The organism is Psychrosphaera sp. F3M07 (genome assembly GCF_018860345.1).
GTDB classification, from domain to species: Bacteria; Pseudomonadota; Gammaproteobacteria; order Enterobacterales; family Alteromonadaceae; genus Psychrosphaera; species Psychrosphaera aquimarina.
On the sequence record NZ_JAHKPJ010000020.1, the window covers coordinates 67,236 to 83,334 of the forward strand.

14 protein-coding genes and 1 pseudogene are annotated in these 16,099 nt (G+C 38.6%); 6 read left to right on the forward strand and 9 right to left on the reverse strand.

The genetic code is table 11. The annotated features are described in order from the left end of the window. Positions 1–12: 12 nt before the first annotated feature. The 5 genes from KO505_RS08980 to greB all read right to left on the reverse strand — a co-directional run bounded on the left by KO505_RS08980 (position 13) and on the right by greB (position 5,394). Complete coding sequence (locus KO505_RS08980; protein ID WP_216055120.1) at positions 13–972, reverse strand: bacteriophage abortive infection AbiH family protein; 960 nt, start codon at positions 970–972, stop codon at positions 13–15. Between the two features lie 158 nt (positions 973–1,130). Next, entirely contained in the window at positions 1,131–2,963 is a 1,833-nt protein-coding gene (gene glmS, locus KO505_RS08985; protein WP_216055121.1) for a glutamine--fructose-6-phosphate transaminase (isomerizing), read from the reverse strand. A gap of 55 nt (positions 2,964–3,018) precedes the next feature. Beyond that, on the reverse strand, positions 3,019–3,780 hold the full coding sequence (locus KO505_RS08990; RefSeq protein WP_216055122.1) for a DeoR family transcriptional regulator: 762 nt from the start codon (positions 3,778–3,780) through the stop codon (positions 3,019–3,021). Between the two features lie 447 nt (positions 3,781–4,227). Further along, the gene (locus tag KO505_RS08995) at positions 4,228–4,728 is read right to left on the reverse strand and encodes a DUF1456 family protein (RefSeq protein WP_216055123.1); all 501 of its coding nucleotides are present in this window, start codon (positions 4,726–4,728) and stop codon (positions 4,228–4,230) included. A 150-nt stretch (positions 4,729–4,878) separates the two neighbouring features. Continuing rightward, on the reverse strand, positions 4,879–5,394 hold the full coding sequence (gene greB / locus KO505_RS09000) for a transcription elongation factor GreB (protein WP_216055124.1): 516 nt from the start codon (positions 5,392–5,394) through the stop codon (positions 4,879–4,881). Positions 5,395–5,598: 204 nt separating this feature from the next. Between greB and KO505_RS09005 the strand changes: the two genes are divergently transcribed. Continuing rightward, positions 5,599–6,363, forward strand: coding sequence for an ABC transporter substrate-binding protein (locus KO505_RS09005; protein ID WP_216055125.1), 765 nt, complete (start codon positions 5,599–5,601; stop codon positions 6,361–6,363). Positions 6,364–6,603: 240 nt separating this feature from the next. Then, positions 6,604–8,970: a Tex family protein gene (locus KO505_RS09010; RefSeq protein WP_216055126.1), complete on the forward strand. Its 2,367-nt coding sequence runs from the start codon at positions 6,604–6,606 to the stop codon at positions 8,968–8,970. Positions 8,971–9,078: 108 nt separating this feature from the next. Here the strand turns inward: KO505_RS09010 and KO505_RS09015 are convergent. Next, positions 9,079–9,177, reverse strand: a pseudogene (locus KO505_RS09015) (dioxygenase); the annotation flags it as partial. A 165-nt stretch (positions 9,178–9,342) separates the two neighbouring features. Next, positions 9,343–9,981 carry an FMN-dependent NADH-azoreductase gene (locus tag KO505_RS09020; RefSeq protein ID WP_216055127.1) on the reverse strand — a complete coding sequence of 213 codons (639 nt, stop codon included), beginning with the start codon at positions 9,979–9,981 and terminating at the stop codon, positions 9,343–9,345. A 246-nt stretch (positions 9,982–10,227) separates the two neighbouring features. Here KO505_RS09020 and KO505_RS09025 point away from each other — a divergent pair, with 246 nt between their 5' ends. From KO505_RS09025 to KO505_RS09040, 4 genes are all read left to right on the forward strand, one after another. Continuing rightward, entirely contained in the window at positions 10,228–11,079 is an 852-nt protein-coding gene (locus KO505_RS09025) for a pirin family protein (RefSeq protein WP_216055128.1), read from the forward strand. Between the two features lie 44 nt (positions 11,080–11,123). Beyond that, positions 11,124–12,020: a LysR family transcriptional regulator gene (locus KO505_RS09030; RefSeq protein ID WP_216055129.1), complete on the forward strand. Its 897-nt coding sequence runs from the start codon at positions 11,124–11,126 to the stop codon at positions 12,018–12,020. A 106-nt stretch (positions 12,021–12,126) separates the two neighbouring features. After that, a complete protein-coding gene (locus tag KO505_RS09035; RefSeq protein WP_216055130.1) occupies positions 12,127–12,831 on the forward strand; it encodes a pirin-like bicupin family protein in 705 nt (234 codons plus the stop codon). Between the two features lie 39 nt (positions 12,832–12,870). Beyond that, a complete protein-coding gene (locus KO505_RS09040) occupies positions 12,871–13,605 on the forward strand; it encodes a sulfite exporter TauE/SafE family protein (protein WP_216055131.1) in 735 nt (244 codons plus the stop codon). Here KO505_RS09040 and KO505_RS09045 read toward each other — a convergent pair. Together KO505_RS09045 and xerC are read right to left on the reverse strand one after the other, a co-directional pair. Beyond that, positions 13,602–15,068 carry an NAD-dependent succinate-semialdehyde dehydrogenase gene (locus tag KO505_RS09045; protein ID WP_216055132.1) on the reverse strand — a complete coding sequence of 489 codons (1,467 nt, stop codon included), beginning with the start codon at positions 15,066–15,068 and terminating at the stop codon, positions 13,602–13,604. The two genes, KO505_RS09040 and KO505_RS09045, sit on opposite strands and share 4 nt — an antisense overlap. A 112-nt stretch (positions 15,069–15,180) precedes the next feature. Then, a complete protein-coding gene (xerC, locus tag KO505_RS09050) occupies positions 15,181–16,098 on the reverse strand; it encodes a tyrosine recombinase XerC (RefSeq protein ID WP_216055133.1) in 918 nt (305 codons plus the stop codon). Position 16,099 lies beyond the last annotated feature (1 nt).

Here is a 16,099-nt window from a genome sequence, read left to right on the forward strand (position 1 = left end):
ATTTGTGTAAAACTACAAAGCACTCATTCTGACTACTGAAATATTTTTAATACCTAAGTTTGTTAACTTACTAAAGTGCGTATTTTGATCACCTTCATCGTGGAATGTTACCGTCCAGTTAGCCGAGTGCTTAATCGACATAGCTAAATGTTTAAAGTAAGGCATGTCAACATCTGCTAACGAATGACCAATTACTATTACTTCGTCTATGCTTTTCAGGTTTCTAAAAAACATAGCATTACTCGATATTATTGATTCCGTGCACTTAAAAGTTTCATTAGAGTATCGATTGATAGTTTCTTTACCAAGCTCATATGAATAATCAAACTGATCCGACATTTGTTCAGACCAAGCTTCTAAATTCTCAGAGGATAAACCTTCGGGCGGAGACTCTGGCTTTTCTATAAAACTATCAGGATTAACCCCATGTCCAAGCACTAATTCATCTACACCTCCATCAACTTTTCCATGTATAAACAATACATTCTCATCTGAAATCGAATAGTATCTTGATAGGGTATCTGTATAGTTAAATGTTAGGTATCTTGCTTTTTTATCTAGTTTTATTTCTTTCAGTTGATCAAGATTAGGGAATTCAACAGAAAGAATGAACTCTTTAAACGCGCTGAATAAAGTCGCCGTTAACTTCTCAAGAACAAACTCCATTTCAATTTGAAATGCTCCCCAGTCTCGATCTCTAAAATCGGCAGAACTTGGATTAGCAAGATAATCAGTATATGCATCTAAAACTGTTTGTGTATCCAATAATGACAGACTATGTTCGAAATCAGACCAAAGAAGATCTCTAATAACTGATTGATTTTCTGAATTAATGTCCTCGAAACCATAATGTTCTAAAAGTAATTCATATACATCGGAATAATGCTTTTTTAGAAACAACCCAAACGAGATATACGAAGTATTGAGTCCATGATGCAAGTCAAAACCATTCCCAATTACATATAACTTCATAATCTCTTTTCCATAAGATTTAGTTAATGCAGGCCAAGCTAAGTGTTCAGCCTGCAAAATTCACATCCACTATCCAACTTTGTTTGTCACTTTCCATCCTTGTTTATAACTTTCCAATTTAGTTTGGATGTGACAACTGAGAGACTCGACTTGTAAAGTTACTCAACCGTAACTGACTTAGCAAGGTTACGTGGTTGGTCAACATCTGTGCCTTTGATAATGGCTACGTAGTAACTTAATAATTGCAGCGGTATTGTATAAACAATTGGCGCAATTAACGGGTCTACGTGTGGTACTTCCATCACGCGCATTGTATCGTCACCTTTAAATTGTGCGTCTTTGTCTGCGAAGACATACAAGATACCGCCACGGGCACGAACTTCTTCAACGTTAGATTTTAACTTCTCTAACAATTCGTTATTTGGTGCAACAACTATGATTGGCATTTCTGCATCAATTAACGCTAATGGGCCATGTTTTAATTCACCCGCAGCATACGCTTCTGCGTGAATGTACGAAATTTCTTTTAGCTTTAACGCACCTTCCATCGCAATTGGGTATTGCTCGCCACGTCCCAAAAATAGGCTGTGATGTTTGTCAGCAAACTCTTCTGCTAATTTTTCAATGCCTTGTGCCATTGTCAGTGTTTCTTCTAGTTTGTTCGGTAAAGTTGCTAATGCCGTTACGATTTGTTTTTGTAACTCAGCACTCATGCCTTTTTGTTTACCTAATGAAGCCGTTAACATTAACAATGCCACTAACTGCGTAGTAAAGGCTTTAGTTGACGCCACACCAATTTCAGCACCGGCGTTAGTCATAACGGCCAAGTCAGATTCACGTACTAATGATGAACCAGGTACGTTACATACAGTTAAACTGGCTTTATATCCTATCTCTTTTGCTAAACGTAATGCCGCTAATGTATCTGCTGTTTCACCTGACTGTGAGATAGTCACAATTAACGAGTTAGCTGGTACAAACGATTTTCTGTATCTAAATTCAGAGGCTATCTCAATGTTACAACTCACATTAGCAAGTGACTCTAACCAGTAACGCGCAACCATGCCCGAATGGTAAGACGTACCACAAGCAATGATTTGCACATGGTCAATGCCCTGTAAAATTTCTGCGGCGTTTTCACCTAAGTATTCTTCTATTACTGTGTCTGCATTAATACGATTAAGTAACGTATTACGAACAGCAGCAGGTTGTTCATGAATTTCTTTCATCATGTAGTGACGGTATTCACCTTTGTCACCCGCATCATGAGTAACGGTAGATTCATTAATTTCACGCTCAACAGGGTTGCCATCCGCATCAAAAATATTAATTTGATCACGAGTGATCTCGGCAACATCACCTTCTTCTAAAAAGATAAACTGACGTGTCACAGGTAATAATGCTAATTGATCAGAGGCAACAAAGTTCTCTCCAATACCAACACCTATAACTAACGGACTTCCTGAACGCGCAACCACAATACGGTCTGGATTAGCAGGTTCCATAATTACGGTTCCATAAGCACCATCTAACTGTTTCACTGACATTTGCACTGCGGCTAATAAGCTATCTGTACCTTTACGGTTTTCGTGAACTAAATGCGCGATTACTTCGGTATCGGTTGCAGACGTGAATTCATAACCTTTGTTTTGTAATTCTGTACGTAAAGACTCGTGGTTTTCAATAATACCGTTATGCACTAGCGCAATGGCGTCGTTAGACATATGTGGATGAGCATTCGCTTGTGTTACACCGCCATGGGTTGCCCAACGAGTATGCGCAATACCTGTGGTGCCATTAACTTTTGATAACGCGACCGCATCGGCTAAGTTTTTTACTTTGCCAACTTCACGCGCACGTTGTAATGAACCATCATTTTCCATTAACGCAACACCCGCAGAATCATATCCACGGTATTCAAGGCGCTTTAGGCCTTCTAATAAAATATTAACAATATGACGCTCAGCAACACCACCAACGATCCCACACATAATTCTCTCCAATATCTATTTAGTTAACGACCCATCTTATTGGCCGTTATCTGTTTTAATTTGTTTTTATAACTAATACGTTTTGAGCCGTAATTAAGCGCTCACTTTCAGCATCAATATCTGTGTCTGTTACTAACACGTCTATGTCTTGCCAACTCAATTCTAAATTCGGTATTTTTCTATCTAACTTTTCTGACTCAGCCAATACAATCACCTGTTGTGACACTTCTGCCATTACGCGACTTAAGTTGGTTAATTCATTAAAAGTCGTAGAACCACGGGTAACATCTAAACCAGATGCACCTAAAAATGCTTGATCAAAGTTATAAGCTTTTAACATGCTCTCAGCTAACTGACCTTGGAATGAATGCGATTGCGCATCCCAAGTCCCACCTGTCATTAACAAGGTAGGTTCGTTTTCTAGCTCAAGAATATGATTGGCAACTTCTAATGAATTACTCATCACCACCAATCCACGCACATGTTGAGCATGAGATAAAACAGCAGACGTTGTACTGCCACTGTCTATAACAATGCGGTTATGATCTTTTATCAATGCAGCGGCTGCCTTGGCGATAGCTTGCTTTCGTTTCGAAACTTCCGGCCCCGCTAATTCTGATGAGCCTGTCGGTAAAGCAATAGCGCCACCGTATTTACGTAATAATAAGCCATTAGACTCAAGGGCTGTAAGATCTTTACGTATGGTAACTTCAGAGGTATTGAACATAGTCGTTAATTCATCAACAGTAACTTCTTGTTGATCATTAACTAATTCAACGATTGAACGTCGGCGGGATTGAGTATTTCTTTTTTGCACAAAAAAAACCATTAAGTTTCGATTCGGAAGATTATAGTTTCGAATGAAATTTAATCAAGGCTTTATTTGTAAATCACAGAACATATTTGACTTTTTAATGTTGAAAAATAACAAGCCTGAAATACATTCAAATTGAATTTAGGAAACGTAAATAAAAAAAGGGAAAATTAAAAATGAATTATACCGACAAAACTTCATTGGGATTTGGTTTGTTGTCAGCAAAACCCTTGTTCGATTCTTTTAGACAATCTAAAACACTGTTGATTATGTTTATTGTAGCGCTGAGTTTATTAGGCGGTTTGTGTTTCTTTTTATATAAAATAGCAGGGATGAGTTAATACGACCCTGCACTAGTTCCACAGGGTCACGACGCTTTAAAGTCTTCTAACCTTCAAGCTTTTTAGCTTTATCGCCTTACAGCTTAAAACTTATAGCTTACAGCTTTTTTTATTCGCTTTCTGGCTCTTCATTATTTTCAGTCGCGTCTACTTCACCACGTAATTTGATTTGCAAACCTTGTAAGAAGTTACGCATAACTTGGTCTTTACATTCGCGGTAATGTTTGTGGCCTACTTTTCTGAAAAAGGCGCTTAATTCATGTTTACCTAAGCTAAAGTTGGCTAATTCCAAATATTCTAATAAATCTTCCGCTTTTAAATTAAGCGCTATTTTTAATTTATTAAGGATGATGTTATTGGTTAACTTTTGCTCTGGGGCTGGTTGTGCGCCATCACGTTTACCACGTTTTTCGTTGATTAAACCATTTAAAAACGTAGCCATCATAGGATCTGGCAAACTTACATAACGTGGATCATCGTCTTTTTTCAACCATGCTGTTACTTGTTCTTGCGTTACTTTTTGATCGGCTGCGGCAAATACTTTCATCATTGCAGAGTCACTAAAGTCAAAGCTATAACGGATGCGACGTAAAATGTCATTGTTTGTCATGGTTGTTTCCTGATTATAAATACTGAAATTGGGTGTGCTGATAAATAAACCAGTTACCCATTAAATTGGTGCAATAGTTGTATTGTACTTGTTGTACACAATAATGTCAGATCATGAATGGGTTTATTTATGACCTGGTTGCTCAAACGCTTATTTAGGCTCAACATAGCTGATGGTATTTACTATGTAACATACTTTTCCTGTGGGAGTTTGCACCCAAGCTTCTTCGTCCACTTGTTTGCCAATTAATGCTCTGGCCATAGGGGCATCTATACTAATCCACTTTTTGTAAACGTCTATTTCGTCTGGGCCCACAATTCGAATTTGAGTAAGTTCGCCGTCGTCGTTTTCCACTTCAACCCAGGCACCAAAGAACACTTTGCCTTCTTGCTCAACCGATGGATATATCACTTTTAACGCTTCTAACCGTTTTGTTAAAAAACGCACACGCCAGTCAATTTCACGTAAGCGTTTTTTTCCGTAAATATACTCTGCGTTTTCACTACGGTCACCTTGAGCAGCGGCTTCTGATACCGACTTAGTAATACGAGGTCGTTCGTCTTTCCATAAATATGTCAGCTCTTTTTCAAGCTTGTCGTAACCATCACGTGTGATGTAATTGGTTTTGGTTAACAACTCAGGATCTGGCTTTCTGTAACGCCCCATGGATATGTCTTACTTATTTTTGATGCTATTTATAGGCTGTATTTAAAACTAATACATTTGAATGTACAAACTTTTAACTAAGGATTAGTTAAAAAGGAACTCATGGCATATTCATTTACCTTGAATATACGAGCTTTAAACCAAATTAATCGATGAAATTGGTATATAATGCTTTTTTCTTTGCTGATATCTTATTTACCCTGAATGAATTATTTCTGGCCTAAAGCCTTATTACTATTTTTTATCTGCACATTTGGTGCGTACGCCAAGCAAAGTGACTGCAAATTAAGTGTTAGAACCGAATTTTCACAACAAAACTTCTTACCTTTGAATTACTCCATTAACAAATTAGCTATTCAGTCTTATGCTTTATTAAACGACGTAGTAAAAAGGTCCGCTTGTACATTGGAACAAATATCATTACCAAATGCTCGTGCGGTTAAAATGCTAAAGGATGGCGAACTAGCCGTTATGGTAGGTATGTCAAAAACCAGCGAACGCGAACAACACTTTTACTTTTTAGGCCCTTACCACACCGAACGTATTGTTGCCGTTGGAAGTAACGGCTTGCAAAAAAAAATCAAAAACTTAACTCAATTAATGGAACATGATGGCCTGATCTCTGTAACAAGAGGTGCCTATTATGGCGCGCAATGGCAAACCGCTTTACAAAATAACCCTCACGTATCCAATCGGTTAATTCAGCTTTCTGAAAATCAAAAAAACCTATCATTGTTAATGTTAAACAGAGTGGCAATATCATTTGAAGATGAACAAGTTGTCGATGAATTAATGCAGTTAGATAATTTTAAAGATCGCTTCATGAAACTATTTACTCTGCACGAAAACTTTGTTTATTTTGCTTTTAGTAAAAAATTAGTCAGTCAAAGCCTGTTTAATAAAATAGAAAAACAGTGGAAGATTATGCATCCTGAACAATACAATGAGCAATTTCTAATCCATCATTAATGGTCAATTTTTAGGTTAATGCCTATATATTCTCCCCAATAGCTTCCCATTATTACTGGTTAGTTTTAATTAACCTGATTTATTTTAGTATTGTTATTTAAAACCAAAATTTAGTCTCAATATATTGCTGTATTATTTTTGTATTCGTACTTATGCTGACCGCCTATATTTGTCAGTTTATTTTTATAAGATTATTTTTTATAAGAGCAACGTGTCTCTATTTTCAAGGACTTCAAACCTATGTCTGTTGTTAGTCAAACTATTCCTCAATTGATTGCTGAAGAGATCTCAGCCCGTACCGAACAAGTTATTGCAGCTATTACCTTATTAGATGAAGGTTCAACCGTTCCATTTATCGCGCGTTATCGTAAAGAAGTGACCGGTGGTTTAGACGATACCCAATTGCGTAATTTAGAAACACGTCTTATCTATTTACGAGAGTTAGAAGAGCGCCGTCAAGTGATCTTAAAATCGATTGCCGAACAAGACAAACTCACGCCTGAATTAGAGAAGGCAATTTTAACCGCAGACAATAAAACCCGTTTAGAAGACTTATACTTACCTTACAAACCTAAACGTCGCACCAAAGGGCAAATCGCTATTGAACAAGGTTTAGAGCCATTAGCGGATGCTCTATATGCAGATGCAAACTTAGACCCAGAACAACAAGCCGAGGCATATATTTCTGATGATGTTGCTGACACTAAAGCCGCATTAGACGGTGCTAAGTACATTTTAATGGAACGTTTTGCCGAAGATGCTGAACTGTTAACAAAAGTACGTCGTTATTTAAAACAAAATGCTTACCTTGAAGCTAAAGTTATCCCGGGTAAAGAAACCGAAGGAGCTAAATTCCGTGATTATTTTGATCACTCTGAATTAGCTATTAAAACCCCATCACATCGTGCACTTGCTATGTTACGCGGAAGAAATGAAGGGGTTTTACAATTGGTATTAAACGCCGACCCTGGTCAAGATGCTCCGGTAAGAGAATCTCAAGTTGAAAGCATTATTGCCAATCACTTTGATTTGAACTTCAATCAAAAAGCTGGTGATAAATGGATGAAGTCGGTTGTGCAGTGGACATGGAAGATCAAAATCTCTATGTCGATGGAAAACGAACTGTTATCTGAAATTCGAGAAAATGCCGAACAAGAAGCCATTCGTGTATTTGCGAAAAATTTAAATGACTTGTTAATGGCTGCCCCTGCTGGTGCAAAAACCACAATCGGTATTGACCCTGGTTTTAGAACCGGTTGTAAAATTGCGGTTGTGGATCAAACCGGAAAGTTACTAGATACGGCCACTATTTACCCACATGAACCACAAAATCACTGGGCAAAATCAATGCGTACCATTGAGCTATTAGCCCGCACGCATAAAGCAGAATTAATCGCGATTGGTAACGGTACAGCGTCAAGAGAATCTGACAAGTTAGCCGCTGAAGTGATCAAAGCTTGCCCAGAATTAAAACTAAGTAAAATCATGGTCAGTGAAGCAGGCGCTTCTATCTATTCTGCCAGTGAATTTGCATCTAAGGAATTCCCAGATTTAGATGTATCTATCCGTGGAGCGGTATCTATTGCTCGTCGTTTACAAGACCCATTAGCTGAATTAGTGAAGATTGAACCTAAGTCCATTGGAGTTGGCCAATATCAACATGACGTGAGCCAAAGTTCATTATCAAAAAGCTTAGACGCTGTGGTTGAGGACTGTGTAAATGCCGTTGGCGTTGACTTAAATACTGCTTCAATTCCGTTATTAAGCCGAGTATCTGGTCTTAATAAAACCTTAGCTAACAACATAGTTAAATTCCGCGATGGCAATGGTAGTTTTAAAAACCGTAAAGATTTAAAAAATGTTGAACGTTTGGGACCAAAAGCATTTGAACAATGTGCTGGTTTCTTAAAAATTGTTAACGGTGACAACCCATTAGATGCATCGTCAGTGCATCCAGAAGCATATCCTGTAGTGACTGAGATCATTAAACAAAGTGGCTTTGCGGTAAACGATGTAATTAGCAATTCTGACTTTTTATCTAAGATAAATCCTAAAGATTACACCAATGACAAATTTGGTTTACCAACCGTTGAAGACATTATTAAAGAGTTAGATAAACCGGGTCGAGATCCTCGCCCTGAGTTTAAAACCGCTACTTTTAAAGATGGTGTTGAAACCTTAAAAGATTTAAAAGAAAACATGATCTTGGAAGGCGTAATTACCAACGTAACTAACTTTGGTGCGTTTGTCGATGTGGGTGTGCATCAAGATGGATTGGTACATATTTCATCAATGACGGACAAGTTTATTTCTGACCCGTCTGAAATTGTTAAAGCGGGCGATATTGTTAAAGTGAAAGTGATGGAAGTCGACATTCCACGTAAACGTATTAGTTTAAGTATGCGAATGGATGAACAAGCTTCAGCGAAATCTGACCATAAACCGAGCCAATCTAAACCGGCGAGAAATGAACAGAAGTCTCGTTCAAATAATGGCTCTAATAACCGTTCATCTAACAACGCAGGTAATGCATTTGGCGGCAACTCTTTGGGCGGCGGCGCTATGGGTAACGCATTTGCGGATGCGTTTAAAAAAGCTAAGAAATAGTAAATAGTTGCGAGTTGCGAGTTGCGAGTTGCGAAAAAATAAAATAGCCGACGTGTTTTCGTAAACACTGTCGGCTTTTTTGTTTCAGTATGTTCACTTCAAAAGCCATTAACATGGCCGTTGTGCTAGGTCATAACACACATGTAATGGTAATAGATGTTCTTCTCTTGGCTGACAATATCTAGCCGCAGGAGCTTGATGCCAATGTGTTAATAAGTCATCTCTTTTATCTGACTCGTTATGCGCTTTAGACAATCTATCATATCATTGTGCCCCGCATCTCCTAGCAGTGGCATTGGGCCACCACCATGAGATAAGAATAATACTTGCGTACTGTTTGTCCTATTTTACTTTGAAACCAGTGTGTCGTGTTTAAGCTAATGCTTCTGCCGTAACATCCATTGCTTGCCTTGCCAAAATCACATTTTCATCTTTTGTTGGCATATTTAACGCTTCAGCATAAATAAACTGTACGTCTGTGATACCGACAAAAGCTAATACATCTTTAAGATACTGACTTTGGCTATCTTTTGGTGTGCCTGCATACATGCCACCACGTGCTGCAACAATAATGGCTTTTTTGCCTTCTAACAAACCAACTGGGCCTTGTTCTGTGTATTTAAACGTAATGCCCGCTCTGGCGATACGGTCAATCCACACTTTAAATGTAGAAGGTATACCAAAGTTATACATAGGCATTCCAATGACTAACGTATCCGTATTTTGTAATTCGGCAACTAAAGAATCCGAAATATTCGCTAATTCTACTTGTTCATCGCTACGCTCATTGGCTGGCGTCATCCACGCACCCATTTCAGCTTGGCTTAAATGAGGTAGAGGGTCGCTTGCTAAGTCACGTTCAATTACATCTACGGTCATTTTTAGTTTTAATTTAGCGATAAACTCGTTAGCAAGTTTATGTGAATTACCTTGGTCACCATTTAAAGATGAATTAATTAATAGCACTTTATTTACGTTAGAAGACGAGTTTATAGAAGAAGTTGTGTTCATTTTAAATTCCTTACTAAGTGATAATGATCTTAGGCGCAGTATCATGTTATTTTGAAATGAATGAAATTGGTAAAATACGCACAAATCATTCTATTTAACCGAACGATTTATGGTCTACACTACAACAAGTTTGATTATTCAGTACAGACATGTACACGAGTTGAATAACAAAGTGGGAGGCAATTAATTCCACTCGTTATAAAACATTACTTTATACAATCAAAAAACATTGGAGATGAAAACGTTATGGCTATACAACTTAAAGCGAAAGACCATGATCTAGGAGGACTAACGGTTAAACGTGTTTTACCAAATCAACACAAACGTATGGTAGGGCCATTTATCTTTTTTGACCAAATGGGGCCCAGTACCTTTCACGCTGGACAAGGGATAAATGTCCGTCCCCATCCACACATTGGCCTTTCCACCTTAACCTATCTTTTTGAAGGCAGTATTTTACACCGAGATTCATTAGGTAATAATTTAGAAATTCATCCTGGTGATGTGAATTGGATGACATCTGGAAAAGGTATTGTGCATTCTGAACGGGAAAGTTTTGAAGTACGTGCCAATCCGCATTCAATTAGTGGTCTGCAATGCTGGATAGCCTTACCAGAGGCAATGGCAGAAATTGAACCGTCTTTTACCCATGTAAATAAACAACAACTCCCCAATTATTTACACCAAGGTGTAATGAAAAGACTGGTGGTAGGTGAAGCTTATGGCATGAATTCCCCAGTGAAAACCTACTGGCCTATGTTCTTCCTAGATGTTATTGCTGAGAAAGGCGAAACCATTACACCGCCCAATCCAAATCAAGAAACCGCGGTCATGATCATTTATGGCGAAGTTAAAATTAACGGCATCACGTATATCGCCGATGAATTTGTTTTACTGGAGCCCGGCGATGACCTGATTGAAGTATCACAGAACAGTCGATTCATACTGCTAGGCGGCGATAAATTTGAACAAGTGCCTTTTATCTTTTGGAATTTTGTCGCTTTTGATCAACAGCGAATTGAACAAGCCAAAGATGATTGGAATAACGGACGATTTCCAACCATCCCCGATGATAACAAAGAATTTATTCCCCTGTGATTGGGTATCAAATATTGATAAAACTAATAAATAGAGTGGTTTAAGTGTTAAGAATTACATTAGAACAATGGCGGATGTTTCGAGCCGTCGTAGAATTTGGAGGTTTTAATCAAGCCTCCCAGAGCATATTTAAAAGCCAATCCAGTATCCATAATGCGGTAAGTAAAATTGAAGAATCGTTAGGGGTTAAATTATTTGTTATTCAAGGAAGGAAAACGGTATTAACCGAAGCCGGTACGCTTATCCTGAGACGAGCTAATTTTTTACTTGATGAAGCCGCAAAAGTGGAAGCTGTAGGCCATACATTAGGGCAAGGTACGGAAAGTCGTCTGCGTATCGCCATCGACGAAATCTTCCCGCAAACCTTGTTGTTTAAAGTGTTAGAAAACGTATCTATTGAGTATCCGTTATTGCAAATTGAGTTAATTGAGACCGTATTAAACGGGTCTACTGAACTGCTTGAAAATACCAAAGTAGACATTGCAATTTCTGCTACACCTTTGAGTAACGGACTTAGCGAAAGTCTGTGTCATATTGATTTTGTTGGCGTGGCGAGTCCTGACCATCCGTTACATAAAATAGATACGGAGCTAACTTTAGAGGATTTAAAAAGTCATCGCCAGATTGTCGTCAGAGATTCTGCAGTCGGTACGAAAAAAGACGAAGGTTGGTTAGAGGCCAATCAGCGTTGGACTGTCAGTCACATTAAAACCTCTATCGACATGATCTGTAAAGGGTTAGGTTTTGCGTGGTTACCCGCTAGCTCTATCGAATCACATCTTAAAACACAACAACTTGTACCTTTAAGATTGGGCCAAAATAGTAAACGTTCGGGTCAGTTATATTTAGTATTTAAAGACGCGGACAGACTCGGCCCTGCGGCTCAATATTTCTTAACGGAACTTAGAACCCAATGTTTGTCGTTAAAGGCGACACATTAACCTCATCCATTCGTTTTAAACTAATGATTTGAACAAAAATAGATAATTTTAATCTACCTAGGTGAATATTAAACTGGCCTCAATAAATAAATTGTAGGAGTTAGTCATGAAATATATAAGACGTTCACAAGACAGAGGTCAGGTAGATTTAGGTTGGCTGAAAAGCAAACATAGTTTTTCATTTGGTCATTACCACGACCCTAAACACATGGGTATTTCAGCGCTACGTGTTATCAATGACGATATGGTTATGCCATCACAAGGTTTTGGTACCCATGGCCACCGTGATATGGAAATCATTTCTTATGTGATTGAAGGTGCGTTAAAACATGAAGACAATACAGGCAATAAATATGTCGTACCTGCAGGTGATGTGCAGCGTATGAGTGCAGGCACTGGTGTTATGCATTCCGAGTTTAATGCGTCCAGTACCAGTCCGGTGAAATTCTTACAAATTTGGATACAGCCAAATGTGTCAGGTGTTGCGCCAAGTTATGAACAAAAAAGCATTAAACAACAAGGTCAACTTACACCGTTAATTACGCCTAATGGATCTGAACATACCTTGTCCATCAACCAAAACGCTAAACTGTCTCGTTTGATGTTAAAAGATGGTGAGAAATTCACATTAAACTCTGAACAAAGTGTGGGATACTTACACCTTGTTAAAGGCAGCTTATTAGTAGATGACTTAGTTGAAAGTGAACAAGAGTTTGTCGCCGGTGATGCATTTGCACTAGACCCTGAACAAGGTCATCAAATCACGGCAACATCCGCACTTGAAGCTCTTTGGTTTAACTTGCCGAGTTAACTAGTCAACCGGTTTTGAATATAAGTAAAAAGGATAAACATGGAAATATCGGCAGTGTTAATTGTCGCAATTGTGGTATTACTGATTGGTATTTCCAAATCTGCATTTGCTGGGGCGCTTGGCGTTTTTGCCGTGCCTCTTTTAATGATTAAGTTTAGCGCTATTGAAGCAATAGGCCTTATGCTACCACTGTTGATCATAGCCGATGTAATGACAGTAAAAGGCTTTTGGAAACTGTGGGATTCGGCATTGTTAAAATCCCTAATACCAGGTGCATTAATTGGTATTGTAACTGCCAATTTGCTCATTGATATTATCAATGCCGATGATCTGCGTTTTATCATCGCGCTGATCTGTATTGTTTTTGCCCTTAAAAATATACTGTTTAAACAGATACAGTTACACATGCTTAATAACAAAGTCGGCGCTTATATCATGTCGGGCTTGTCTGGTATTTCAAGCACTTTAGTGCATGCTGGCGGGCCACCCTTGATTATATATTTCAGTGCTATTGGTTTAGCGCCATCTAAGTTTGTTGCTACCGCTGCAATCTTTTTTGCTTTTATGAATTTAGTGAAACTAATCGGTTTTATCTCACTAGGATTTTTAACGACGGATCTCGTTTTAACCGCATTAACCTTTATTCCATTGGCCTTTGTTGGGCATTGGCTTGGTATCAAAATCAATAATAATTTAGACAAGGTCATGTTCTTAAAGATCATGAACTATCTGTTGTTGGTATTAGGCGGCTGGTTAATTTTCACTTCGGCTTAATTCAGGCCGCCCATACACAAGTATTTGATCTCTAAATAATCATCCAAGCCGTACTTTGAACCTTCTCGTCCATTGCCTGATTGTTTAACCCCGCCAAAGGGTGCAGCGGAGTTCGATATAAGGCCTTCATTAATGCCTATCATGCCGTACTCCAAACCTTCAGCCACACGCCATATAGTGCCTATGTCTCTGGCATAAAAATACGCAGCCAAACCATATTCAGTGTCGTTTGCCATGTCGATAACTTGTTGCTCAGTTTCAAAACTAATAATTGGCGATACGGGTCCAAATATTTCATTAGCCGCAATGGGCATATCATTAGTAACTTGGCTCAAAATAGTCGGCTGATAAAAGTTTTCGCTGGCGTTACCATTAACATGAGCACGCACACCACCTAATAATACTTTTGCTCCGGCTTGCACTGAATCCAACACTAACTTATCAACATCATCTACTGCTGACTTTGAGATCATCGGTCCTATTGCTACACCGTCAGTTAAACCATTACCTATGGCTAGGTTTTTCACTGCAGCTGTGAATTTTTCGGTAAAGGATTGCGCTATGCCTTGTTGTACAAAAATACGGTTAGTACATACACAGGTTTGCCCTGCATTACGATATTTTGAAGCAATTGCACCTTGAACTGCCGCATCAACATCCGCATCATCAAACACAATAAACGGTGCATTGCCACCAAGTTCCATCGACACTTTTTTTACGCTTGTGGCACATTGCGCAATCAATTGTTTGCCTACACCAGTAGAGCCAGTAAAGGTAAATTTAGCAATATCTGGATGTTCCGTAAGTATTTGGCCAATGCCTTTGGCATCTTCACCAATAATAATATTAAACACACCTGCCGGTATGCCTGCACGCTCAGCTAATTCGGCCATAGCCAAAGCAGACAAAGGCGTTTGTGTTGCTGGGCGTCCTACAAATGTACAACCTGCGGCTAATGCCGCCGCTGCTTTACGAGCAATCATGGCATTAGGGAAATTCCAAGGTGTTACCGATGCAACAACCCCGACTGGTTGTTTGATCACAATAATGCGTTTATCAGATGATGGCGCAGGGATAGTATCGCCATAAACACGTTTACCTTCTTCAGCAAACCATTCAATAAATGATGCACCGTAAGCAATTTCACCTTTAGCTTCAGCTAATGGTTTACCTTGTTCTAGAGTAAGAATGCGGCCTAAATCATCTTGATGTTGCATCATTAAGTTAAACCAGTTTCTTAATAACACAGCTCTTTCATTGGCTGATTTACCCGACCAAGATTTTAATGCAGCCTTAGCTGATTTAACCGCTAGTTCAGTTTCCGCTATTCCAGCGTTGGCCACGTTAATAATAACTTCACCTGTTGCAGGATTTACAACAGGGAATTCTGACTCACTGCTATGCCAGCTGCCATTGATATACGAATATTGTTTAAGCAGTTGAGGGTCGTTTAACTTATCCATTGCATTACTCCAAAGGCTGGTACTTTTTAAATAGGATATTGTTTTGTAATACTAAATATTGACTGATGATTTTATACTAACTAACACAGCTAGTGAGTTACCAAAATTCTAATTACTTCTTAGCCCTAGGATGAGCACTGTCGTACACCTTAGCTAAGTGTTGAAAATCTAAATGGGTATACACTTGGGTGGTGGATAAATCGGCATGGCCTAACAGCTCTTGAACTGCGCGTAAATCACTACTGGATTGTAGTAAATGTGATGCAAATGAATGGCGCAGTTTATGTGGGTTTAAGGTGTTGTTTAACCCTTGGCGTTTAGCCCAATAGCTTAATCTTTGTTGCACTTGTCTTACGCTAATACGATTACCTAATTTACTGATAAACAAAGCATCTGACTCTGCTTTCAAAAACTCAATACGACATTCCAACCACTGATGAATGGCCTCTATTGCCATTCGACCAACGGGCACCAGCCGTTGTTTACTGCCTTTACCGGTTACTCGTAGCTCTGCATTGTTTAAATCAATATCCAGACGATTAATTGAGGTCAGCTCAGATAAACGTAATCCACTGGAATAAAATAATTCCATCATGGCTTTGTCTCTGAACTCTATGGTTTGCTCAGGAGTAAAAGCCAATAATTGTGAGACTTCATCCACTTCCATATTTTTAGGTAATGGTTTGTCCGTTTTTGGTGTGGTTAATAATTCGGTTGGGTCTAGTTGGATTATTTTCTTTTGTAATAAATAATTAAACAAGCCTTTCACTGAGGACAGTTTTAACTGCATTGAACGAGGTTTTAATTTGGCTTTACGTAAACTTAATAACCACTGTTTTAATACGTTGCCATCTATTTTTGACCACTGTAGGTCATCAATTTCAACGCAAAAAGTACATAAATGCAGAATGTTAGCTTGGTAGGTTTTTAACGTTAATTGAGCATAACCACGTTCGTACTTTAGATAATCTAAATACTGTGCCACTTGTGGCTGAATAGATTGGGGTAAATGCTCAATACGGTTTAGCATT